General features: G+C 66.8%; 22 protein-coding genes. 16 read left to right on the plus strand and 6 right to left on the minus strand.

Features of this window, described 5'->3' with window-relative positions:
• Position 1 precedes the first annotated feature (1 nt).
• The 13 genes from ML401_RS26510 to ML401_RS26570 are packed head-to-tail and all read left to right on the plus strand — an operon-like array spanning position 2 to position 13729.
• Complete coding sequence (locus ML401_RS26510; protein WP_285807474.1) at positions 2 to 2911, plus strand: flotillin family protein; 2910 nt, start codon at positions 2 to 4, stop codon at positions 2909 to 2911.
• A gap of 9 nt (positions 2912 to 2920) precedes the next feature.
• Positions 2921 to 3358, plus strand: a complete 438-nt coding sequence (locus ML401_RS26515) for an SRPBCC family protein (protein WP_061882131.1) — start codon at positions 2921 to 2923, stop codon at positions 3356 to 3358.
• Positions 3359 to 3360: 2 nt separating this feature from the next.
• Positions 3361 to 3804, plus strand: coding sequence for an SRPBCC family protein (locus tag ML401_RS26520; protein ID WP_211416468.1), 444 nt, complete (start codon positions 3361 to 3363; stop codon positions 3802 to 3804).
• On the plus strand, positions 3805 to 4623 hold the full coding sequence (locus ML401_RS26525; protein WP_285807475.1) for a xanthine dehydrogenase family protein subunit M: 819 nt from the start codon (positions 3805 to 3807) through the stop codon (positions 4621 to 4623). It begins immediately after the preceding gene.
• 4 nt (positions 4624 to 4627) lie between these two features.
• Positions 4628 to 5104 carry a (2Fe-2S)-binding protein gene (locus ML401_RS26530; RefSeq protein ID WP_285807476.1) on the plus strand — a complete coding sequence of 159 codons (477 nt, stop codon included), beginning with the start codon at positions 4628 to 4630 and terminating at the stop codon, positions 5102 to 5104.
• 8 nt (positions 5105 to 5112) lie between these two features.
• On the plus strand, positions 5113 to 6708 hold the full coding sequence (locus ML401_RS26535) for a xanthine dehydrogenase family protein molybdopterin-binding subunit (RefSeq protein WP_259217302.1): 1596 nt from the start codon (positions 5113 to 5115) through the stop codon (positions 6706 to 6708).
• 1 nt (position 6709) lies between these two features.
• The gene (locus ML401_RS26540) at positions 6710 to 7732 is read left to right on the plus strand and encodes a xanthine dehydrogenase family protein molybdopterin-binding subunit (RefSeq protein WP_211416465.1); all 1023 of its coding nucleotides are present in this window, start codon (positions 6710 to 6712) and stop codon (positions 7730 to 7732) included.
• 11 nt (positions 7733 to 7743) lie between these two features.
• Positions 7744 to 8625: a MoxR family ATPase gene (locus ML401_RS26545; RefSeq protein WP_194403644.1), complete on the plus strand. Its 882-nt coding sequence runs from the start codon at positions 7744 to 7746 to the stop codon at positions 8623 to 8625.
• Entirely contained in the window at positions 8622 to 9743 is a 1122-nt protein-coding gene (locus tag ML401_RS26550) for a VWA domain-containing protein (protein ID WP_285807477.1), read from the plus strand. Before ML401_RS26545 ends, ML401_RS26550 begins: the two co-directional genes overlap by 4 nt.
• Positions 9740 to 10624 (plus strand): amidohydrolase, encoded by an 885-nt coding sequence (locus ML401_RS26555; RefSeq protein WP_285807478.1) that lies wholly within the window; start codon positions 9740 to 9742, stop codon positions 10622 to 10624. Before ML401_RS26550 ends, ML401_RS26555 begins: the two co-directional genes overlap by 4 nt.
• A gap of 31 nt (positions 10625 to 10655) precedes the next feature.
• Positions 10656 to 11504 carry an N-acyl homoserine lactonase family protein gene (locus ML401_RS26560; protein WP_018318076.1) on the plus strand — a complete coding sequence of 283 codons (849 nt, stop codon included), beginning with the start codon at positions 10656 to 10658 and terminating at the stop codon, positions 11502 to 11504.
• A 20-nt stretch (positions 11505 to 11524) separates the two neighbouring features.
• On the plus strand, positions 11525 to 13099 hold the full coding sequence (locus ML401_RS26565; protein ID WP_285807479.1) for an isochorismatase family protein: 1575 nt from the start codon (positions 11525 to 11527) through the stop codon (positions 13097 to 13099).
• 3 nt (positions 13100 to 13102) lie between these two features.
• Positions 13103 to 13729 carry an FMN-dependent NADH-azoreductase gene (locus tag ML401_RS26570; RefSeq protein WP_285807480.1) on the plus strand — a complete coding sequence of 209 codons (627 nt, stop codon included), beginning with the start codon at positions 13103 to 13105 and terminating at the stop codon, positions 13727 to 13729.
• A gap of 23 nt (positions 13730 to 13752) precedes the next feature.
• Here the strand turns inward: ML401_RS26570 and ML401_RS26575 are convergent, their stop codons facing one another.
• Genes ML401_RS26575 through ML401_RS26585 form a run of 3 tightly spaced genes read right to left on the minus strand, consistent with a single transcriptional unit; the run spans position 13753 to position 16226 of the window.
• A complete protein-coding gene (locus tag ML401_RS26575) occupies positions 13753 to 14676 on the minus strand; it encodes a U32 family peptidase (protein ID WP_285807481.1) in 924 nt (307 codons plus the stop codon).
• 27 nt (positions 14677 to 14703) lie between these two features.
• Positions 14704 to 15681 (minus strand): peptidase U32 family protein, encoded by a 978-nt coding sequence (locus ML401_RS26580; protein ID WP_285812748.1) that lies wholly within the window; start codon positions 15679 to 15681, stop codon positions 14704 to 14706.
• Positions 15681 to 16226, minus strand: a complete 546-nt coding sequence (locus ML401_RS26585; protein ID WP_285807482.1) for an SCP2 domain-containing protein — start codon at positions 16224 to 16226, stop codon at positions 15681 to 15683. The genes ML401_RS26580 and ML401_RS26585 overlap by 1 nt, the downstream gene beginning before the upstream one ends.
• A gap of 99 nt (positions 16227 to 16325) precedes the next feature.
• Here ML401_RS26585 and ML401_RS26590 point away from each other — a divergent pair, with 99 nt between their 5' ends.
• Entirely contained in the window at positions 16326 to 17852 is a 1527-nt protein-coding gene (locus tag ML401_RS26590; RefSeq protein WP_285807483.1) for a UbiD family decarboxylase, read from the plus strand.
• Positions 17849 to 18445 (plus strand): UbiX family flavin prenyltransferase, encoded by a 597-nt coding sequence (locus tag ML401_RS26595; protein ID WP_285807484.1) that lies wholly within the window; start codon positions 17849 to 17851, stop codon positions 18443 to 18445. The genes ML401_RS26590 and ML401_RS26595 overlap by 4 nt, the downstream gene beginning before the upstream one ends.
• Positions 18446 to 18467: 22 nt before the next feature.
• Here the strand turns inward: ML401_RS26595 and ML401_RS26600 are convergent, their stop codons facing one another.
• Genes ML401_RS26600 through ML401_RS26610 form a run of 3 tightly spaced genes read right to left on the minus strand, consistent with a single transcriptional unit; the run spans position 18468 to position 20614 of the window.
• Positions 18468 to 18791 carry a metal-sulfur cluster assembly factor gene (locus tag ML401_RS26600; RefSeq protein WP_285807485.1) on the minus strand — a complete coding sequence of 108 codons (324 nt, stop codon included), beginning with the start codon at positions 18789 to 18791 and terminating at the stop codon, positions 18468 to 18470.
• Positions 18788 to 19255 (minus strand): DUF2249 domain-containing protein, encoded by a 468-nt coding sequence (locus ML401_RS26605; RefSeq protein WP_285807486.1) that lies wholly within the window; start codon positions 19253 to 19255, stop codon positions 18788 to 18790. The genes ML401_RS26600 and ML401_RS26605 overlap by 4 nt, the downstream gene beginning before the upstream one ends.
• A 12-nt stretch (positions 19256 to 19267) precedes the next feature.
• Entirely contained in the window at positions 19268 to 20614 is a 1347-nt protein-coding gene (locus tag ML401_RS26610; protein WP_285807487.1) for a hypothetical protein, read from the minus strand.
• 403 nt (positions 20615 to 21017) lie between these two features.
• Between ML401_RS26610 and ML401_RS26615 the strand changes: the two genes are divergently transcribed.
• Positions 21018 to 21503, plus strand: a complete 486-nt coding sequence (locus tag ML401_RS26615; protein WP_285807488.1) for a hypothetical protein — start codon at positions 21018 to 21020, stop codon at positions 21501 to 21503.
• Positions 21504 to 21569 lie beyond the last annotated feature (66 nt).

Here is a 21569-nt window from a genome sequence, read left to right on the forward strand (position 1 = left end):
GATGTCGGGGATGTTGGTCGGTGAATTGATCCTCTGGCTGATCGTCGCGATCGTCGTGATCGTGGTCGGCGTCTATATCGTGAACTGGCTCTACCACCGTTCCTCCAAGGAGACCTCGTTCGTCCGGACCGGTTTCCTCGGCGAACGCGTGGTGATCAACGGCGGCGCCTTCGTGCTGCCCTTCATCCACGACTACACGCCCGTCAACATGAACGTGCTGCCGATGGGCATCGTCCGCTCCCGGCAGGATGCCGTGATCACCCGTGACCGCATGCGGGTCGACATCGAGGCCGACTTCTATGTCCGCGTGCAGCCGACCCGGGAAGCGGTCTCGATCGCCGCGGCGACGCTCGGCCGCCGCACCCTGGAGCCCGGGCAGTTGCACGCGCTGCTCGCCGGCAAATTCATCTCCGCGATCCGCTCCGTCGCCTCCGAAATGACGATGGAGGAGATGCACGAGCGGCGCGGCGACTATGTCGCGCGCGTCAAGACCGAAGCGGCGGAGGCCCTCGCCCAGAACGGCCTCGAACTGGAATCCGTCGCCATTACCGATCTCGACCAGACCGACCTCGAATTCTTCAATCCGTCGAACCGATTCGACGCCGAAGGCCTGACCCAGCTGATGCAGGACATCGAGGCCAGGCGGAAGCTGCGCAACGACATCGAGCAGGACTCGATGATCAAGATCCGCACCCGCAATCTGGAGGCCGAGCGGCAGGCCCTCGAAATCGAGCGCGAGAGCGAAACCGCGCGGCTGGAGCAAGAGCGCGACATCGAGATGCGCCGCGCCCTGCAGCGCACGGAAGTCGCCCGTGAACGTGCACTGCGCGAGACCGAGGCCGAACAGGCCCAGATCTCCGCCCGCGAGACCATCGAGCGCGCCCGCATCGCCAATGACCAGGCCATCGCCGAGGCCCGCATCGCCTCCGAGCGGGAAACCCGCCAGAAGGAGATCGAGCGGACGCGGACCATCGAGGAGAAGGAGCTGCTGGCACGGGAGGAGATCGAGAAGACCAGGATCGCCAACCAGCGTTCGATCGACACCACGCGGATTGCGTCGGAGCGCGAGGTGCGCCAGCGCGAGATCGAGCGCATGCGCACGATCGAGGAAGCCGAGATCGCGGCCCGCGAAGCCATCGAGAAGGCGCGGATCCAGCAAGACCGCGTCGTGACCGACGCCCGTATCGCCAACGAGGAGGAGACGCGGCGCCGCGAGATCGAGCGCACGCGCGCCGTCGACGAGGCCGAGATCGCCGCCCGCGAGGCCACCGAGAAGGCCCGCATCGCCCAGACGCTGATCGTCAATGTCGAGCGCATCTCCACGGACGAGCGCACCCGCGCGCTGGAGATCCAGCAGGTGCGCACCATCCAGGAGGCCGAGATCGAGGCACAGCGCGCCGTGGAAGCCGCCCGCATCGCCCGTGAGCGGACGCTCGCCGCCGAGCGCATCGCCGCCGAGCAGAACACGCGGCAGCTGGAGATCGAGCGCAACCAGGCGCTGGACGTCGCCGGCATTACCGCCCGCGAGACCACCGAGGCCAGCCGCATCGCCCAGGAGGAGCGCGTGCGCTCGCTGGAGATCGCCCGCAACCGCGCCGTCGAGGAGGCCGATATCGCCTCCCGCGAGGCGATCGAGGCGGCTCGCATCGCCCAGGAGAAGGCGGTTGCGGCCGAACGCATCCAGGCCGAGCGCGACACCCGCGCGCTGGAAATCGAGCGCACCGGCGTGCTGGAGGCGGCCGAGCTGAAGCGGCGCGACGCCATCGAGCGCCAGCGTATTACCGTCGATCTGGCGCTGGAGGCCGAGCGCATCAACTCCTCGAAGAAGCGCGAGGTGCTCAACATCGAGCAGAAGAAGGCGATCGAGATCGCCGACGAGGACCGCGTCATCGCGCTATCGACCAAGAAGTCCGAGCGGATCGATGCCGACCGCCAGGTCAGGCAGGCCGAGATCGTCGCGCGCAAGGAGGTCGAGACCACGGACGTCTCGCGCGAGCAGGCGCTGGAAGCGGCCCGCATCGAGCGCCGCCGCGCCATCGAGCAGCTCGAGGTCGCCCGCGTGCAATCCCTGCAGGAGGCCGAGATCGCCTCCCGCGAGGAGGTCGAGCGCGCCCGCATCGCATCCGACCGGGGCCTGGATGAAGCCCGCGTCGGCCGCGAGCGCGAGCTGCGCAAGCTCGAGGTCAATCGTGAGAAGGAGGTCGAGACCGTCCTGATGGAGAAGGCGATCGCCATCCATCTCAAATCTCTGGAAGAGTCTGCCGCCAAGGCGTCGGCCGAGGAAGCGCGGATGCGCGCGACCGAAGCAACCGAGCGCGTCATCACGGCGCGCGAGAGCGAGATCGCCAAGCGGCGCAGGACCGTCGAGGTGATGCTCGCCGAGAAGCAGGCCGAAGAGACCCGCATCGCAGCCGAGGCCGAGCGGGTGCGCGCCGCCGTCGAGGCCGAGGCGCAGCGGATGCTCAACGAGGCCGAGAACGTGCTGACCGACCAGGCGCGCTACTCGCTGTTCCGCAGAAAGCTGCTCGACCGGATCGAGGGCATCGTGCGCGAGAGCGTCAAGCCGATGGAGAAGATCGAGGGCATCCGCATCCTCCAGGTCGACGGCCTCAACGGCAACGGGAATGGCGGCAATGGCGGCCGCAGCGCCACCGACGAGGTGATCGATTCCGCCTTGCGCTACCGCGTCCAGGCGCCGCTGATCGATTCCATCCTGGCGGATATCGGCGTCGAGGGCGGCAGCCTTGCCAAGATGCCGGGCCTGATCCGCGAAGCCCGCGACATGCAGGGCATCAAGGAGTCCGCGCGCAAGAGCGGCGGAGGTGGTGGCGGTGACAAGCCGGCGGCCACCCCGCCTGCGGCCGAGGGCGGCGAGCCGCCGGCCGAGCGCGGGCCGCGGAAGAAGAGCTGAGGTCGCACCATGGCTCGCGTCTACGTCTCCACCGTCGTCAACGCCCGCAACGACCGCGTCTGGGCGCGGGTGCGCGATTTCAACGGCCTGCCGAACTGGCATCCGGCGATCGCTGAAAGCCGCATCGAGGGCGGCGAGCCCTCGGACAAGATCGGGTGTGTGCGCGATTTCCGCCTGCGCAACGGCGACCGCATTCGCGAGAAGCTGCTCGGCCTCTCCGACTACGACATGTTCTGCACCTATTCGATCCTGGAATCTCCGATGGGCGTCGAGAACTACGTCGCGACCCTGCGGCTGACGCCGGTCACCGACGGCGACCAGACTTTCGTGGAATGGACCGCGGAATTTGACTGCGCGCCGGAACGGGAGACGGAGCTCGTGAGCAATATCGGCGGCGGCGTGTTCCAGGGCGGGTTCGACGCGCTCAAGCGCGTGTTTGGAGGCTAGCCGTGCCGCACATCGTCAAGAGCACGATCCTGGATACGCCGACCGACGCGGTGTGGAGCGTGCTGCGCGATTTCAACGGGCATGACCGCTGGCATCCGGCGGTCGCGACCTCCTCAATCGAACGCGCGCAATCCTCCGACAAGATCGGTTGCGTCAGGCGATTCAAGCTGAACGATGGCTCCGAGCTGCGCGAGCAATTGCTGGCGCTGTCGGACCTGGAACAATCCTTCAGCTATTGCCTGCTCGATACGCCGGTCCCGATGTTCAACTACGTCGCCCACGTCCGCCTGCTCCCGGTCACGGATGGTGACCGCACCTTCTGGCATTGGGAGTCCCGCTTCACCACGAAGCCCGAGGACAAGGACCGCATCACCCACATGGTCGCCGAAGACATCTATCAGGCGGGCTTCGAGGCGATCCGCCGGCATCTGAAGGAGGCCGCATAGATGGCCGTGACAGTGAAGACTTTTACGAGCGCCAGCGAAGCCGCGGGCGCGCTGTCCTCGGACCGCAGCGCGCGCTATCTCGGCGGAGGCACGCTGGTGATGCGCGCGCTGAACGAGGGCGATGTATCGGTCTCGACAATCGTCCGCGCGCAGGATCAAGCTCTCACCCGGATCGATGCTTCTGGCCCCCGCATCACGCTCGGTGCCGGCGCCACCTTTGCGCGCGTTCTCGCCGAACGCGACCTCGCCTTCCTGCATGCCCCTGCCCGCTCGATCGGCGGCCCGGCCGTGCGCAACATGGGCACAATCGGCGGCAACCTCTTTGCGCCAAGTCCCTATGGCGATTTCACCGTCGCGCTGCTGGCGCTCGATGCGACGGTGGCCGTCGCCGGCGGCTTCGGCGCACGCGACGTCCCGATCGAAGAGTTTTTGCAGGCGCGCGACCGGCAGAGCGGGACGTTGGTGCTGTCGGTGTCCTGCACTCGGCCGGCCAGCGCCGAAGCCTTCCGCTATCGCAAGATCGCGCGCATCAAGCCGAAAGGCGGCTCGGTCATCACGCTGGCCGCGCATCTGCCGATCAGCGGCGGCCGGATCGCGGGCGCCCGGATCGCGCTGGGATCGATGGCGCCGACCCAGATCCGCGCCCGTGCCGCCGAGCGCGCGCTCGAAGGGCGTTCGCTCGATGCTGCGACCATCGCCGCCGCCGCATCCGCGGCCACCGAAGGAACCTCGCCATCCGACAACGCGCTCGGCAGCGCCTGGTATCGCCGCGAGATCGTCGGCGTGCATCTGCGGCGCCTGCTGTCGGGACAGGAATAGAGCCATGGCCAAGATCCCCCTGCAATTTCGCCACAACGGCCGCGACGTCGCGATCTTCGTCGACGGCGGCACCAATCTGCTGGTCGCGCTGCGCGAGCTGATCGGCGACATGACGCCGAAATTCGGCTGCGGCCAGGGCGGCTGCGGCACGTGCAGCGTGCTGGTCGACGGCGCGCTCCACCTCTCCTGCCTGACGCTCGCCGAAACGGTCGCAGGCCGGTCGGTCGAGACGCTCGACGGCATGAAGCAGGGCCCGAACCTGCATCCGCTGCAACGCGCCTTTGCCGATAATTTTGCTGCCCAATGCGGTTATTGCACACCGGGGATGCTGATGGCCGCCAAGGCGCTGCTCGACCGCAATCCGTCGCCCAGCCGCGACGAGGTGATCGAGGCCATCTCCGGCAACATCTGCCGCTGCACCGGCTACGAGCCGATCATCAATGCCATCCTCGCCGCCGCCGGCGGCCGGGTCAGCGCCTGAGGTCAACCATGCTGGAACTGCGCAAGGACATCTTCGCCGACGAGCGCGACGACAACCTCAAGGAAATCGGCAAGGGCACCCAGCGTCAGGACATGCTCGGCCATGTCACGGGCACGTCGAGCTACTTCAACGACCACAAGCTGCAGGGCATGCTGCACCTGAAGGTCGTGCGCTCGACACAGGCCCACGCAAGGCTGCGCCGTATCGACACCACCGAGGCCGAGCGGTCGGCCGGCGTACGCCGGATCATCCGCGGCACCGACGTGCCGGTCAATCTCAACACGCTTCTGAGCCTGATCAATTTCGGCAAGGACGACGAGCCGTCGCTGGCGGTCGACAAGGTCCGCTACAAGGGCGAGCCCATCGTAGCGATCGTCGCCGACAGCGAGCGCGAGGCCTTCGAGGCCATCGCGAAGGTCAAGGTCGACTATGAACCGCTGCCGGCCGTGTTCGACGTCGAGGATGCGCTCAAGCCCGGCGCGCCCGTGGTCAACGAGACCTATCCGAAGAACGCCTTTATCTATCACGACGTCTACGACCACCAGCGCCTGCGCTTCGGCGATGCCGACGCGGCGCTCGCGGGCGCGGACCACGTGCTGGAACAGCGCTATCAGATGTCGCCGATCGAGCATGCGCCGACCGAGACCAACGGTGCCATCGCTGCGCCTGACACCAACGGCCGCTACGTCGTCTATACCTCGACGCAGGCGCTGTTCTTCTCGGTCGACACCTGCGCCAAGATTTTGGACGTGCCGTCCAACACCTTCCACTTCATCGGCGGCACCGTCGGCGGCGGCTTCGGCGGCAAGGTGGATACCTTGACTGAGCCGCTCGCCATCCTCGGCGCCATGCTGACCGGGCGTCCCGTCCGCTACGTGTTCGGGCGCGAGGAGGAGATGCAATATGGTCCGCCGCGCGGCGCCGAACGCATCTACATCAAGGACGGCGTGATGCGCGACGGCCGCATCGTCGCCCGCAAGATCCGGGCCTATTTCGACAGCGGTGCCTATACAAGGCTGTCCAGCTACGCCGCGGTGAAATGCGCCGCGCATCTGCCGGGCCCTTACACCATCCCGAACGTCTATGGCGACGTCTACTGCGTCTTCACCAACCGCACGCCTGCCACCGCCATGCGCGGCTTCGGCGTCACGGCGATGGACTTTGCCATCGAGTGCCAGATGGACAAGCTCGCGAACCTCGTCGGCATGGACCCGATGGAGTTTCGCATCCTCAACGCCTATCGCGACGGCGACATGAAAGCGCACCGGCGCGAGGCCAAGAACACCGCGCTGATCGAATGCGTCCAGGTCGCGGCCGAAAAGGCCAAATGGCCGATCCGTGACGAGTTCAGACGCGCCTCCTCGCGCAAGGACGGCGGCGGCAGCCGCGCCGCAATCCCGCCGACGCCGACGGACTCTTCGCGCGCACGTCCAGCCGCGCCGGTCCAGCAGCGCACCAGCTATGACCGGCTGCCGCCAACCGTCACGCGAGAACCGCCGCGCGATCCGCCCCCGCCGGCGCCGCCGCCTCCCCCGCCGCGCCCGGCCGCGCCATCGCACGGAGCGACGCGGTTCTCGTCCGTGTTCGGCACCAGGAGACGCTGAGATGACCAGGCATCGCGGACGCGGCATGGCGTCGATCAACTATCCCATCGGCATGAATCTCGGCGGCGATCCGAGCCAGGCCCTGGTGCATTCCAATCCCAGCGGCAAGTTCACGGTGGCGCTGTCGTCGATCGACCTCGGCCAGGGCATGAAATCGGTGACGCGGCAGATCTGCGCCGAGACGCTCGGCGTGCCCGTCGAGGACGTCTATGTCGACACCGCCGATTCCGACACCGGTCCGCACTGCATGGGCTCGTTTGCCTCGCGCGGCACCCACCGCGTCGGCAACGCCGTGATGGCGGCCGCCCGCGAGGCGCGCGGCGTGATGATGGAGGCAGCGGCCGAGGAGCTGGAGGTCAACGCGGCCGATCTCGAAACCGACGGCCTCGGCAACATCCACGTCAAGGGCGCGCCGCACCGCTCGATCTCGACCAAGGACGTCGCGATTGCCGCACAGTTCAAGCAGGGCAAGACGATCTCGGGACGCGGCATCTTCCTCGTTCCGCTCTCCAACGTCGATCCTGAAACCGGCGAGATGTCGCCGGCGACCTGCTACGCCCATGCCTGCCTCGTCGCCGAGGTCGAGGTCGACGACGAGACCGGCGAGGTCGCGATGGTGCGCATGGATTCCGCCTATGAGCTCGGCCGCGCGCTCAACCCGCGCCTGGTCGAGCAGCAGCTGGTCGGCGGCGCCTGGATGGGCGTCAGCCACGCGCTCTACGAGACCCCGGAGCCCTATTATCCCGATCCCGTGCATGGACCGCGCGACTTCGTCGAATATCTGATGCCCGGCCCCGGCGACATCTGCCCGCACGACATCGCCGTGCTCGAGCGTCCGGCGCCCGATGGTCCTTTCGGGGCCAAGGGGCCCGGTGAGATGTGCGCCAACCCGGTGCTGCCGGCCGTTGCGAACGCGATCTTCAACGCCGTCGGCGTCCGCATCGACGACCTCCCGATCACGCCCGAAAAGGTGTTGCGCGCGATCAAGAGCCAGGGCGGCGCGCGGCCGCAGGCCCGGCGTTAGAGGATTGGGCCGTGGCGGTTCGCAGCAACATCGTCGGCATCGACAGCCCGGAGGCGCTGGAGAAGGCGCTGCGCGCGGCCTATTACCTCGCCGACGAGGGCCTTGCGACATCAGCCTATCTCGGCCTCGCCCTCGGCAAACCGCTGCTGCTGGAAGGCGCGCCGGGCGTCGGCAAGACGGAGGCCGCCAAGGCGATCGCCGCCGTGCTCGGCCGCCGCCTGATCCGCCTGCAATGCTACGAGGGCATCGACGCCTCTGCCGCGCTCTATGAGTGGAACTATCCGCGCCAGATGCTGGCAATCCGCCAGGCCGGCGACGAAAGCATCGACATCTACGGGGAGACCTTCCTGATCGAGCGTCCCATGCTGGCCGCGCTGCGCGCGCCGGATTCCACCGTGCTCCTGATCGACGAAATCGACCGCGCCGACCAGGAGTTCGAGGCCTTCCTGCTCGAATTCCTCTCCGACTTCCAGATCTCCATTCCGGAGCGCGGCACGGTGCGCGCGGCCGAACGCCCCGTGGTCGTGCTGACGTCGAACCGGACGCGCGATCTGCACGAGGCGCTGCGCCGCCGCTGCGTCTATCACTGGATCGACTATCCGACCGCGGAGCGCGAGGCGCGCATCATCATGATGCGCGCCTCCAGCGTCGCCGAGGCCACCGCCCGCGCCGTCGTCGCAGCCGTGGAGAAGCTGCGGCGCGAGCCCCTCAGCAAGGCGCCGGGCATCGCCGAGGCGGTCGACTGGGCGGAGGCCGCGACGCTCCTCAACAAGGGCGGCGCACGCTGGCCGGATGCGTTCAAGCGGTCGATCGGCGTGGCGCTGAAGGACGAGGAGGATCTGCATTTCATCTCGCCGCGGCTCGATGCCATGCTGGCGGAGGCGACAGCATGAGCACCGAACCGCAGCTGCCGCGCGCCGCCCGCATCTTCGTCGCCTTTGTCCCGCTGCTGCGGGCGAACGGCTTTGCCGTGGCGCCGGAGCAGACCACGACGTTCCTGGCCGCCGTCGAGCTGCTCGGCCCGCGCACCATCGAGCACGTCAGGCAAGCCGCCCTGGCGACGCTGGCGCCGCCACCCGAGCGCCGCGCGACCTTCAACCGGCTGTTCGATCTGCACTTCCGCGGCAGCGAGGCCATTGCGCGCGACGACGAGGGGGAGGAGGACGAGACGGTCCGGCTTCAGGAAGAGGGCCGCGGCGACGAGGAGCCGCTGCTGTCCGATGAGGCCAGCGAGTCCGGCCTGACTGCAACCCGTACCGAGGCGCTGGTCGAGCGCCGCTTTGGACCGGCCGCGGGCACAGACGCCCTGCGCCGCCTGGCGCGGGAGGCGCCACGACGCCTGCCCCGGCGGCGCGGCCATCGCCGCATGCGCGCGCGGCGCGGGCCGTTTGCCGATCTGCGCCGTACTTTACGCGACTCTGTCCGCAGCGACGGCGAGATCCTGCGGCTCGGTCACATGAAGCGGCGGCAGCGCCCACGCAAGTTCCTGCTGCTGGTCGACGTCTCCGGCTCGATGAAAAGCCGCACCGAGGAGAACATGAAGCTGGCGCATGCGCTGGTGCAGGCGGCGCCCAATGTCGAGGTGTTCACCTTCGGCACGCGGCTGACGCGCGTCACCCGCCCGTTGCGGCTGAAGCGCCGCGAGCAGGCGATGAACGCCGCCGCGCATCTGGTCAGCGACTGGGACGGCGGCACCCGCATCGGCGACGCGCTGCAGGCCTTCCTCGCCGTGCCTCGCTTCGGCGGCTATGCCCGCGGCGCCGCTGTCGTGATCGTCTCGGACGGACTGGAGCGCGGCGAACCCGATGCGCTGCGCGATGCGGTCGCAAAGCTGTCGCGGCGGGCCTGGCGCCTGAGCTGGCTGACGCCCCTGGCGACGAGCCCCGGCTTCCGCCCGCAGACCGAGGCGCTGATCGCCATCGAGCGCTTCGTCGATGACCTCGAAGATGGCGGATCGAGCGCGTCGATCGTCGCGCATATTCTGGCGCTGGGACGAAGGAGAGCGGCGTGACCGATATTGTCGACGGCCATCATCACATCTGGCGGCAGGCCGACCTGCCCTGGCTGATCGGCCCGATGCAACCGCGCATCTTCGGACCTTACGAGCCGATCCGGCGCGATTATCCGATCCAGGAATATCTCGACGACCTCAAAGGCACCGGCGTCACCCGCTCGGTCTATGTGCAGACCAACTGGGCCAACGACCGCTTCGAGGACGAGGCCGCATGGGTGCAACAAACTGCGAACGAACACGGCTGGCCGCACGCGATCGTCGCCTATGCCAATTTCGCCGTGGACGACGCCCGCCCGCAGTTCGACCGCCTGAAGCGCTACCCGTTGGTGCGCGGCGTGCGCATGCAGCTGCACTGGCACGAGAATCCGCTCTACCGCTTTGCCGCACGTGCCGATCTCTGCGCCGATCCGATGATCCAGCGTAACATCGCCCGCCTCGCCGACTATGGCTGGAGCTTCGACCTTCAGGTCTTCACGCCGCAGATGCCGGACGCCGCGGCGCTCGCCGAAGCCTGCCCCGAGGTGACCTTCATCCTCCAGCACGCCGGGATGCTCGAAGACCTCTCGCCCGCGGGACGCGCGGCCTGGCGTGCCGGCATGGCCCGGCTCGCGGCCTGTCCCAACGTGGTCTCCAAGCTCTCGGGGCTTGGCACCTTCATCCATCGCAATGATCCCGCGCACGTCGCCGCCGTGCTCGCAGACACCGTCGCGATCTTCGGCGCCGAGCGCTGCCTGTTCGGCTCCAACTTTCCGATCGAGAAATTGTGGACCAGCTATCGCGAGCTCGTTGAGGCTTTTCGCGCCGCCGCCGCGCCGTTCAGCGCCGAGCAGCAGGACGCCATCTTCAGGACGACCGCAACGCGCGTCTACCGGCTTTGACAGACAAGAAACAGATCAGGGAGGGCAACGAATGGCGCTGGAGATCAAGATCCTGGACTACGGCGATATCGAGCTGGAATCGAGCTTTCTGGTGCTCGGCCGCGACTGCGGTCGCACCCGCCGCGTCCTCACCCTCGGCTTTCTGATCCTCGGCGGGAAATATCCTGTCGTGGTCGACACCGGCTACCGCTCCAACCAGATCATGGAGACGCTGGGCATGCGCGGGCTGCAGTACCACGAAAACATGATCGAGAACCAGCTCGCGCGCCACGGCGTGCGCATGGGCGACGTGCGTTTCGTCTGCCATACCCATCTGCACATCGACCATGCCGGCAAGGACGATCTGTTTCCGATGAACACGACCGTCGTGCTCAACCGCAAGGAGCTCGAATATTCGGTGTCCGGCCTGATGCATCCGCAATATCCGGCGCCCGACATCAAGCATTTGATCGACCGGCTGCACACCAAGAGCGCGCTACGCTTCCTCGACCTCGAGATCACCGGCCCGATCGAACTGATGCCCGGCGTCTATTGCGACGCTGCCAACGCGCATACGGAGGGCTCGATGAACGTCATCGTCGAGACCGCCGATGGCATCGCCACCATCTGCGGCGACGTGATCTACGACTTCAACGACCAGATCGTGACGCCGTTCAACGAGATCCACGATTGGGAGCCGCGGACCACCGGCAACCACGGCACCAGCAAGCGCGCGGAGAAGGCCTCGATCAAGAAGCTGCTGAGCAATTCGCGCTATCTGCTGCCGGTGCACGACCGTCCCGCCAAGATCGAAGGCGGCAACGTCGTCGGACGCCTGCACGACCAGGTCCCCGGCCCGATCGTGCAATCGCTGCCGGCACGCAACTGGTTCCCGGCGTAACGCGACTCGAGGATCGACCGATGACCCACGTCACCTTACGAAGCGAATTCGAAGCGCTGATCGACCCCTATGCCCCGGTCGCGCAGGTCGGCACGGGTTTCGACTTCACGGAAGGGCCGATCTGGCATCCAGTCGATCACTACCTCCTGTTCTCGGACATGCCGGGCGACGTGCGCCGGCGCTGGGATGCGCGGCGCGGCGTCGCCGAGGTCAAGCGCCCCTCCAACAAATGCAACGGCATGACCTACGATGCCGAGCTCAACCTCATCGTCTGCGAGCACGCGACATCATCGCTGATCCGCGAACGGCCGGACGGGCGGCGCGAGGTGCTGGCGTCGCATTTTGGGGGGCAGGAGCTGAACAGCCCGAATGACGTCTGCGTGCACTCGTCCGGCGCGATCTATTTCTCGGACCCCTGGTACGGCCGGATGCCGGTCTTTGGTGTCGAGCGGCCGCGCCAGCTCGGCTTCCAGGGCGTCTATCGCGTCGTCCCCGGCAGCGAGCCGAAGCTCGTGGTCGAGCGAAACCTGTTCGACCAGCCGAACGGGCTGTGCTTCTCGCCCGACGAGAAGCTGCTCTATGTCAACGACACCGTGCAGGCGCTGATCCGCGTCTTCGACGTCAATGCCGACGGCTCGCTCTCGAATGCCCGGGTGTTCGCAAGCGGCATCAAGTCCGAACTGGAGCCGGGCCTGCCCGACGGCATGAAGTGCGACCAGCATGGCAATGTCTGGGTCACCGCGCCCGGAGGCGTCTGGGTCTATTCGCCGCGCGGCGAGCTGCTCGGCAAGGTGCGCGTGGCCGAGCTGGTCGCCAACCTCGCCTGGGGCGGGCCGGATTTCCGCACGCTGTACCTGACCTCGACCCATTCGGTCTATGCGATTCCGACCAAGGTCGGCCCGCGGCACGAGCCCTATATGAGCGGGCGGCGAAGCGGCGGCGGTGCGACCGCAAGCGCCGTGCCGCAGGCGCCCATCCTCGCCGACGGCGAGATGCGGCTCGATCCCCAGCGCTGCGCCATGATCATCCAGGACCTGCAGAACGACGTCATCATGGACGGCGGCGCCTTCGCCGAATCAGGCGCGCCCGGCCACGCCAAGCAGCAGCATGTCGTCGAGAATGTCCGCCGCCTTGCGGAGACCGCCCGCGCGCGAGGCGTCGCCATCATCCATGTCTGGTTCGTCGTCGAGCCAGGCGCGCCCGGCGTGACGCTGAATGCGCCGCTGTTCGAAGGGCTGGTCGACAGCAAGGCGATGGTGCGCGGAAGCTGGGGCGCTGCGCCCGTCTCCGGTCTCGAGCCGCGGCCCGGCGACTTCGTCGTCGAGAAGATGCGCATGAGCGCGTGGGAGGGCACGCGGCTGGAGACGATCCTGAAGGCCACCGGGCGCGACATGATCATCAACACCGGCGCCTGGACCAACATGTCGGTGGAGCACACCGCCCGCACCGGGGCCGACAAAGGCTACTTCATGATCGTGCCGGAGGATTGCTGCTCGACCATGAATGCGGACTGGCACGCCGCCTCGATCAACTTCGCCATGCAGAACGTCGCCATCGTCACCCGGACGGATGCCGTCATCCGGGCGTTGGGATGATCCGTGGCCAAGCTCCTGCATCTGTCCTGCTCGCCCCGCGCCGACTCCGTCTCGAGCGCCGGCGCGCGCGTCTTTCTTGACGGCTTTCGCCAGGCCCGGCCGGACTGGGACATCGATGTCGTCGACCTCTGGCGGGAGCGGATGCCGGAATTCGCAGGTCCCATCGTCGAGGCCAAATATGCACGGATGAACGGACAGGCCTTCAACGACGCGGAGCGTGACAGCTTTGCCGAGGCCGAGCGAATGGCGACCCGCTTCGCGCTCGCCGATCGCGTGCTGATCTCGACGCCGATGTGGAATTTCGGCATCCCCTACAAGCTCAAGCAATGGTTCGACATCGTCGTCCAGCCCGGGCTGACCTTTCGGTTCGACCCATCGCAGGGCTATCTCCCGTTGCTGAAGGACCGGCCGACGCTGGTGATTCTCGCCAGCGGCAGCGATTTCGCCACCGGCATGAATCGCGGCCGCATCGACATGGCAACGCCCTATTTGCGGGACATCCTGCGCTTCATTGGGATCGACAATGTCCGTTTCGTGCCGATCGGGCCAACCACCGGACCGCAGCAGCCGATCGAGGCTGCGCGTGACAGGGCGCACCGACGTCTGGCCGCGATGGCCACCACTTTCTGATGCAGCGGCGTCGCTGGATCCGGTTAAGGCGAGACCGAGCCTTGCGCATCCCCTGATCGAGCCTGACGATAGAGGTGCCCTGGCTCGGCCCACAGGAACCCATTCGAGAACGGCACACCGGGATAGGCCGCCGCAAGGCGGCGATTGCCGCCATCGACATCGTCGCGGCCGTCGAGCACGTCGCGAAAGACCCTGGCGATCTCGACCATGTCGCAATCCTGCGGCGACAGGCGCAACGAGCGAACGTTGCTCTCGCGCAGGAGGCCGGCCTCGCCCAGCAGATTGGCGCAGCTGTGAGACAGGGTCTGCACGCCGTTGACGGTGAGGAACTCCTGCTGCTCCAGCGTGTTCAGCAGCAGACCGTCCGGATCCTTCTCGCAGACGAAGCGACAATTGTCCTTGGCGAGCTTGTGGAGGCGCGCATGATAGCAGCGCGCGGAGATGGCGAGCGGCACCCTGCCGAACGCGAACACCTCGGTGATGACATCGGGGATTGCCTTCGCGATCGCCGCGATCGAAGCCAGCGGCAGCTCCGGCGGCAGGCAGATGCGCCTCGCCCCGTGCGCGGCGTGAAAGGCCGCGCTGGCTTCGTTGTAGATGTTGACGAAGGGCCCGATGGCGTGCGCCCGGCCCGCCAGCGTCCTGAGACAGGTCAGATCATTCACCTCGACCAGTGCGCCTTCGGCCGAAGCGAGCTCTTCGGTCTGGCGGCGCTCGCGCCGCAGCGAGACCAGGATCAGCGAGCCGAGCAGCACTTCTTTGCCTGCGCTTTGCAGCCGTTCGACCACGGCCGGGATGTGGTCTGCAAAGAACGGCGATCGTTTCGAGCAGACGATCTCGCCGACTGAGACGACATCGACAGGCGCTTCGTCGGCGATACGGAAATAGAAGTCGCGCCAGCGTTCCGGCGCCCAATTGTACAAAACTGGACCGAGGCTGAGTTGCATCTTCCGGACCTCACATAGTCGAAACGATTAGCGCCAATTCTTGCGATAGGCGCCGAGCGTGGAGGCCTGCCCTTCTGTGAACGGCTTCAGGCTTGCGATGTCCGCCTCGCTCCCGCTCTCCAGCGCCGCGAGCGCGTGACGGAAATGGCGCACCACGCTTTCGACATAGGCGCGGCCGCGCTGGCGGCCCTCGATCTTGAGCGCGGTGACGCCGGCATCGCGCAAGCCCCTCAGCAGGGTCGTGGCGTCCAGGCTGACGGGATCCTCAAAGATGTAACCGGCGCCCTGCGCGGTCGAGAAGCGGCCCTTGCACAGCGTCGGATAGCCCGCGGGCTCGCTCACGGCGAACCGGTTGATGGTGAAGCCGCCCAAGCTCGACTTCGTCCCGTCCGCGGTCTGTTCGTAGGTCACATGGCTCGGCGGCGAGCAGACGCCCTGCATGTTCGGCGACTTTCCGGTCGCATAGGACGATAGCGAGCAGCGCCCCTCCGCCATCACGCAGAGCCCGCCGAACACGAAGACCTCGGTCTCGCAGGCGGACTCGCGGGTGATCTCGGCAATCTCGGGCACGCTGAGGACACGCGGCAGCACGACGCGCCGCGCCCCGAAGTTTTCGGCGTAGAAGGCGATGGCATCCGGGTTCGCGGCGGCGGCCTGAACCGAGACGTGCAGACGTTGGTTCGGATGGCGCCGCGCGGTGTAATCCATCAAGCCGATGTCGGCGAGGATCAGCGCATCGGCTCCGGCAGTCACCGCATCGTCCACCGCGCGATGCCAGATGTCGACGGCGGAGGCGCGCGGGAAGGTGTTGATGGCCACCAAGACCCGCGCGCCGCGGCTATGCGCCAGCGCGATGCTCTTGCGCATCTCGTCGCGGCTGAAATTCAATCCCGGAAAGTTGCGCGCATTGGTCTCGTCGGAGAAGCCGCAATAGATCGCGTCGGCGCCGGCATCGATGGCGCTCTTCAGCGCAGCCGGCGTTCCGGCGGGACAGATCAGTTCCATCATCTCGATGACTCGCCTTGGCCGGATGAGCCGATCACGCGGCCACGGGCGGCCGCGAAAGCGCGCCTCGCCGGCGCGCCCAGCGGACCAAACAACGAGGACACTTCAGTAGCGAGATCGAGCTGGGCGTCGTCGATCGCATTGCGCAACGCCAGCACCGCCTCGACATCGCCCTCGACGACGAGCTCGCGCGAGAACATCAGGGCATCGCCATCGACCCTGCCTTCGAGCAGGGCCAGGAGATTGGCGAGCGAAGCGGAGATCCGCGCGTCCAGGCCTTTCGGCAGCTCGCGCACGACGGACAGGCGCGGCGGCCTCGCCTCGACCACGAAGGCAAAGGGCAGATCGATCGGCTTGATCCCGAACCGCGCGCGCGCGTGATCGCCGAGCCGGTCGAACATTGCAGGATTGCGCCGGTGGATCCTCTGCAGGACGCCGCCGAGAACGAGCTGCAACGGCAGCAGAGGTAGCGGACGCATGGCAATTGCGACGAGCGGCGGAATCGTCGGCAATTGGCCGGGCGATGCGGCGGACGGATCATTCATGGCCCACATCTGGACGGATTGCACGCCGCTGTATTTGAGCGGGAACAATGAAGACCGAAAACAACACGGCTAGCTGTGATTTTTTGGGAGCTTGTCCAGTTGCAACGTGATGTGCCGCGCTTTCGCGACTTGTCCGACTTCCTGCGCTTCATCGAGAGCCGGGGACAGTTGCGACGCATTCGCGAGAAGGTCTCCGTCGTCCACGAGATCACGGAAATCCACCGGCGTGTGCTTGAGGTACACGGACCGGCATTATTGTTCGAGCAGCCGGTCAGGGCCGATGGCCGCCCCTCGGAGATGCCGCTCCTCACCAATCTGTTCGGGACGGTCGAGCGGATCGCATGGGGCATGGGAATCGCGCCCGACCGTCTCGAAGAGCTTGGCGCGCTGATGGCCGAGCTCCGCGCGCCGCGACCGCCGAACAGCATCAGGGATGTCTTCGACAAGCTTCCGCTCGCCCGCGCCGCGCTGGCGACGCGTCCGCGCACGCGCACGGCGGCACCGGTCCAGGATTGCGTCACGATGGGGCCCGACATCGATCTCGCGCGATTGCCGGTCCAGATCTGCTGGCCCGGCGAGCCGGCGCCGCTGATCACCTGGCCGCTCGTGATCACCGTGCCGCCGGAATCCGCGACGGCCGACCAGGAGGAGAATGTCGGCGTCTACCGCATGCAGGTGCTCGGCCGCGACCGCGCCATCATCCGCTGGCTCGCGCATCGCGGCGGCGCCCGGCATCACCAGCAATGGAAGGCGATCGGGCGCGACATGCCGGTCGCGATCGTCATCGGAGCCGACCCCGCCACCATCCTGGCGGCGGTGCTGCCGCTTCCCGAGACGATGTCGGAGCTGCGCTTCGCCGGCATCTTGCGCGGCGAGCGGCCCGACCTCGCGCCATGCCTCACCGTCCCGCTCGCGATCCCGGCCGAGGCCGAGATCGTCATCGAGGGCTTCGTCTCCGCGACCGAAACCGCGCCCGAGGGTCCGTATGGCGATCACACCGGGTACTATAATTCCGTCGAGGAATTCCCGGTGATGCGCGTGACGGCGATCACCACCAGGCGGCAGCCCGTCTACCTCTCGACCTTCACGGGCCGGCCGCCGGACGAGCCGTCGCGGATCGGCGAGGCGCTCAATCGCCTGTTCGTTCCGCTGATCCGTCAGCAATTCCCTGAGGTGACCGATTGCTGGCTGCCGCCGGAGGCCTGCTCCTACCGGATCGCGGTCGCGGCGATCAAGAAGCGCTATCCCGGACAAGCGCGGCGGCTGATGCTGGGCCTGTGGTCGATGCTGCCGCAGTTCAGCTACACAAAGCTCCTGATCGTGGTCGACGACGATATCGACGTCCGCGATTGGCAGGGCGTGATGTGGGCCGTCTCGACGCGCAGCGATGCCTCGCGCGACCTCGTGACCCTCACCGACACGCCGATCGACTATCTCGACTTCGCCTCGCCGAAATCGGGGCTTGGCGGCAAGCTCGGCATCGACGCCACCACCAAGATCCCACCGGAGACGGATCGCGAATGGGGCGTTCCGCTGGCCATGGATCCTGCCGTGGTCGCGCGCATCGATGCGATGTGGGCTACACTCGGCCTGTCCACCACGGCGCGCGCCCCGGCCCTCTCATGAGCGGGCGGCAAGGCATCATCGTCGGCATCAGCGGCGCCTCGGGCGCCGCGATCGGCATGCGCATCGTCGAATTGCTGGCCGACAATCCGGATTACGCGGTGCATCTCGTGGTCTCGCCCGCGGCCGAGCGAACCTTGAACGAAGAAGTGGGCAGCAATGCGCTGGCGCGGGTGCGCGCGCTCGCCTTCCGCGACCATTCTCATTCGGACATCGGGGCCGCGATCGCCAGCGGCTCTTATCCGGTCGCGGGTATGATCGTGGCGCCGTGCTCGATCCGTACGCTCTCGGCGATCGCCTGGGGGCAGCTCGACAACCTCCTGGCCCGCGCGGCCGACGTGCAGCTCAAGGAACGGCGCCGGCTGGTGTTGCTGGTCCGCGAGAGCCCGCTGCATCTCGGCCATTTGCGCAGCATGCTGAAGGCGACCGAGATCGGCGCGATCATTGCCCCGCCGATGCCGGCCTTCTATCTAAAACCACAGTCGATGGACGAGGTGATCGACCAGATCGCCGCCCGGGCGATCAACCTGCTCGACCTCGCGAGGCTGCGCGCACCCGCAAAGATCTGGTCCGGCCCCGGCTCCGAAGGCGAGTAGCCGGCGCAGTCGCCTCGCCAGCTCAATTCACCTCGGCAAAGCCGAGCGACGACCTGACGCCCGGCGAGATCATCGAGGGTTGCCAGGGCGGGTCGAACGTCATGGTGACGTCGACCGAGTCCACTCCGGGAACGAGGCATGCGCTGCTCGCGACCCCCACCTTGAGGAAGGACGCGGCGGGACAGCCGCGTGTCGTCGCCGTCATGGTGATGTGCACGGCGCCGTCGTCGACCTGGACATCATAGATGAAGCCGAGGTCGACGATGTTGTGCCCGAGCTCCGGATCGATCACCACCTTCAGCGCCTGCTTTATCCTGGCGACGAGATCCTCATCATGGAAGGTCATGCGTGCACCCTCACCGTCAGTTGATAGGAATCCTTTTGCGGCGTGAAGTCGCCGCGCCATTGATGGCCGCGCTTCTCCAGCTCCCGAAACAGGAAGACCGGTTCGCGACTGAGCAGGGCGTGGAGCGTCTGGCCCGGCGCGAGCCGTTCCAGGGCAGCCAGAATGCGCACCATCGGCTCCGGCCAATCGTCGTCGCTCGCGGCAGCGGAGGCCGGTTCAGCTATTCCGACCGAGCCATCGTCCGGCATGAAGCGGATCTCCCATTCGCCGCCTTCCAGCTCGGCCTCGCGATGAGCAAAGCCCTTGCTCGCCATGACGTCGAACAGAGGAACCGGCTTGAAGGGAGCATAGAGCCGCAGCCCCTCTCCGGGTTCGAGCCGTTCGAGCGCGGCCATGATGATCGAGAACGGCTCGCCGCCTGCGCGCAGGATCGGCCGGACATCGACGTCGACGAATGCGGTCATGGCAATCTCCTTTCAGTTCCGTGAGACCAGAAGATGAGGCATGGCCGCTCCCGTCGGCAGGCGCAGCGGCTCCGCTACGTCCGCAAGCCGCCGAGCCCTGATGAACTCCTCGCTCAGGCCGAGCGTCGCAAGCGTCACCACAGCGACGGCGATGCGGAAGCCGAGTGCGGCGTCGAATAGCAGCATCAACGTCGCCGTCCAGCTTCCGGCAAAGAACAGCACAAACCATTTCAACGCGCGGCGCTCGGCAACGAGATCCTGGACGCGCGGCGTCGGCACTCTGCCCATCACCGGGCCGTAGGTCTCGAGCCAGGTCAGGAACGGCACGATCTTGTAGAGATTGGCGAGCACGAGGCCGGTGAGCCAGCCGAACGCGACGAGAAAGACCAGCGCCCCGACATGGGATGAGAAGGCGCCGGTCGCAAGAAGCGTAGCGCCCAGCATTGCGGCGGCGGCGAGACTCGCCAGCGCGACGAGGCTCATGCCCGTGTTGAGCTCGAGCGCACGACGTTTGCGGGTCCTGTGCAGGCTGAGCACGTCGCGACCGTAGGCGGCCAGCGACAGCAGCGCTGCCGCTCCTGCAAGCAGAAGCGCCAAATTCAGCCCGGTCATGCGCCAGAGCGCAAGCACGCCGCCGACAAGTCCGACAGCCAGCGCGGCGATGCCGGCAAGCCAGGCCAGCCGGCCGAGCCGCGCATCGCCGTCGGGCGCGAGCATGAACATCGCAAGCAGGCGATAGCTGACGCCCATCGCTGTGAATGTCAGCCAACCACCAAGCCCCGCAATCGCGTGGATCGGAATGCCGGAGACCAGCAGGTCCGGCCATTGCGCCCCGGTAGCGGTTCCGGACAGCACAAGCGAGAACAGGCCGCCGAATGTCGCCGTGACACAGATGCAGGCAAGCCCACCCGCGACGAACCGCGCCGGTCCGGGCAAGGGACGGGCCGACCATAGCGTCATGCCGAGATTGGCAACGACCAGAGCGAACCCTGCGATCAGCAGGCCAGCGCCAAGGGGAAGCAGCCAGGGCGGCCCGTTGAAGTGCCCGCCTAGAACCAGAAAGCCTGCGAGCAGAACCGTCAGCCCCAGCGTCAGCAGCGCGAGAGCCGGCAGCGTCCAACGCTCCGCATAGAGCGGCCTTGCGACCAGCACCGGCACGAATTGGAACAGCGCGCCACACAGGACGGTGCTCAACCAGCCGATGCTGACCATGTGAACGACGACGAGCGTATCCGGGCCGCCGATGTCCTGGTTCGGAAAGCCGAATCCGATGACGATCAGCGCTTCTGCAAGCAGCAGCCATACGATTGCGACCGCGAAGTAACTGATGGCCCATTTACAAAGGCTGGTTCCGATCACGAATTGCTTCCCATCGTCCGCGCACGAAATCCCGTGTCGGCGCTCGAAACGGTAAGCGGCTGCAGTCGCGGCCACTTTGTCGAGGCGCAAACTGCGATGCCATTCACGACAATGGGAAATCGCATTTGAACATTCAGCAGAAGTTGTCATGCCCGGGCTTGTCCCGGCTGCGCGGCCGAAGCCGCTTCGGCGCGGCGAGGGCCCGGGCACCCACGTTCTTTGTGCTGCGTGGCAAGGCGTGGACGCCCGGGACAAGCCCGGCCATGACGCCGTGGGTACTGGCGCCCTTTCGCGACAAACGAAGGGCGCAATACCCCGGGCAGCGCGGAAGGATTGATTCAGCGCAAGAGCGCTGCCCGCGGCGCTGATATTCAAGACGCTCAAATCAGCAGGGAATGGTCGGATGATGCTGAAGAATTGGTGCGCGGTTCTCGCGATTTCAGTGGGCGCGATCACATCCGCGATTGCTCAATCCGACTTTCCGCCCTCCGCGAGCGCGAAACAAGAAGCGCCTCGCCTCGTCGAGGTCATGAGCATGGCACAGCTGGAGCATCTCAAGCTGTGGTATGCAGGCAAGGCGAAGAACTGGGACCTGGCCGCGTATGAGTTGCGGCAGCTGACGAATAGCTTGGCCGAAGCAGCCATTTTCTACCCGGCGGTGCCCGTCAGCAACGTGACCACGATGAAGGAGCCGCTGCTGTCAATCGCCGACGCGATCGCGGCGGGCGACGATCGCAAGTTCGCCGCTTCCATGCGCGTGCTGACCGACGGCTGTAATGCTTGTCACGGCTCGATGGGCCGCGGCTTCATTGCCATCGCCGTTCCGACCGGCGGGCAACCGCCCGCCAATCAGATATTTCCGCCGTCGGGAAACAGCCGCAGGCATTGATGCGGCCAGCCCGCTCGCGATGATCGTTGCTCTTGGTGTCTGCCTCGTGACGGCGTGAGCATGCCG

The organism is Bradyrhizobium sp. 62B, assembly GCF_030272265.2.
Taxonomy (GTDB): Bacteria; Pseudomonadota; Alphaproteobacteria; order Rhizobiales; family Xanthobacteraceae; genus Bradyrhizobium.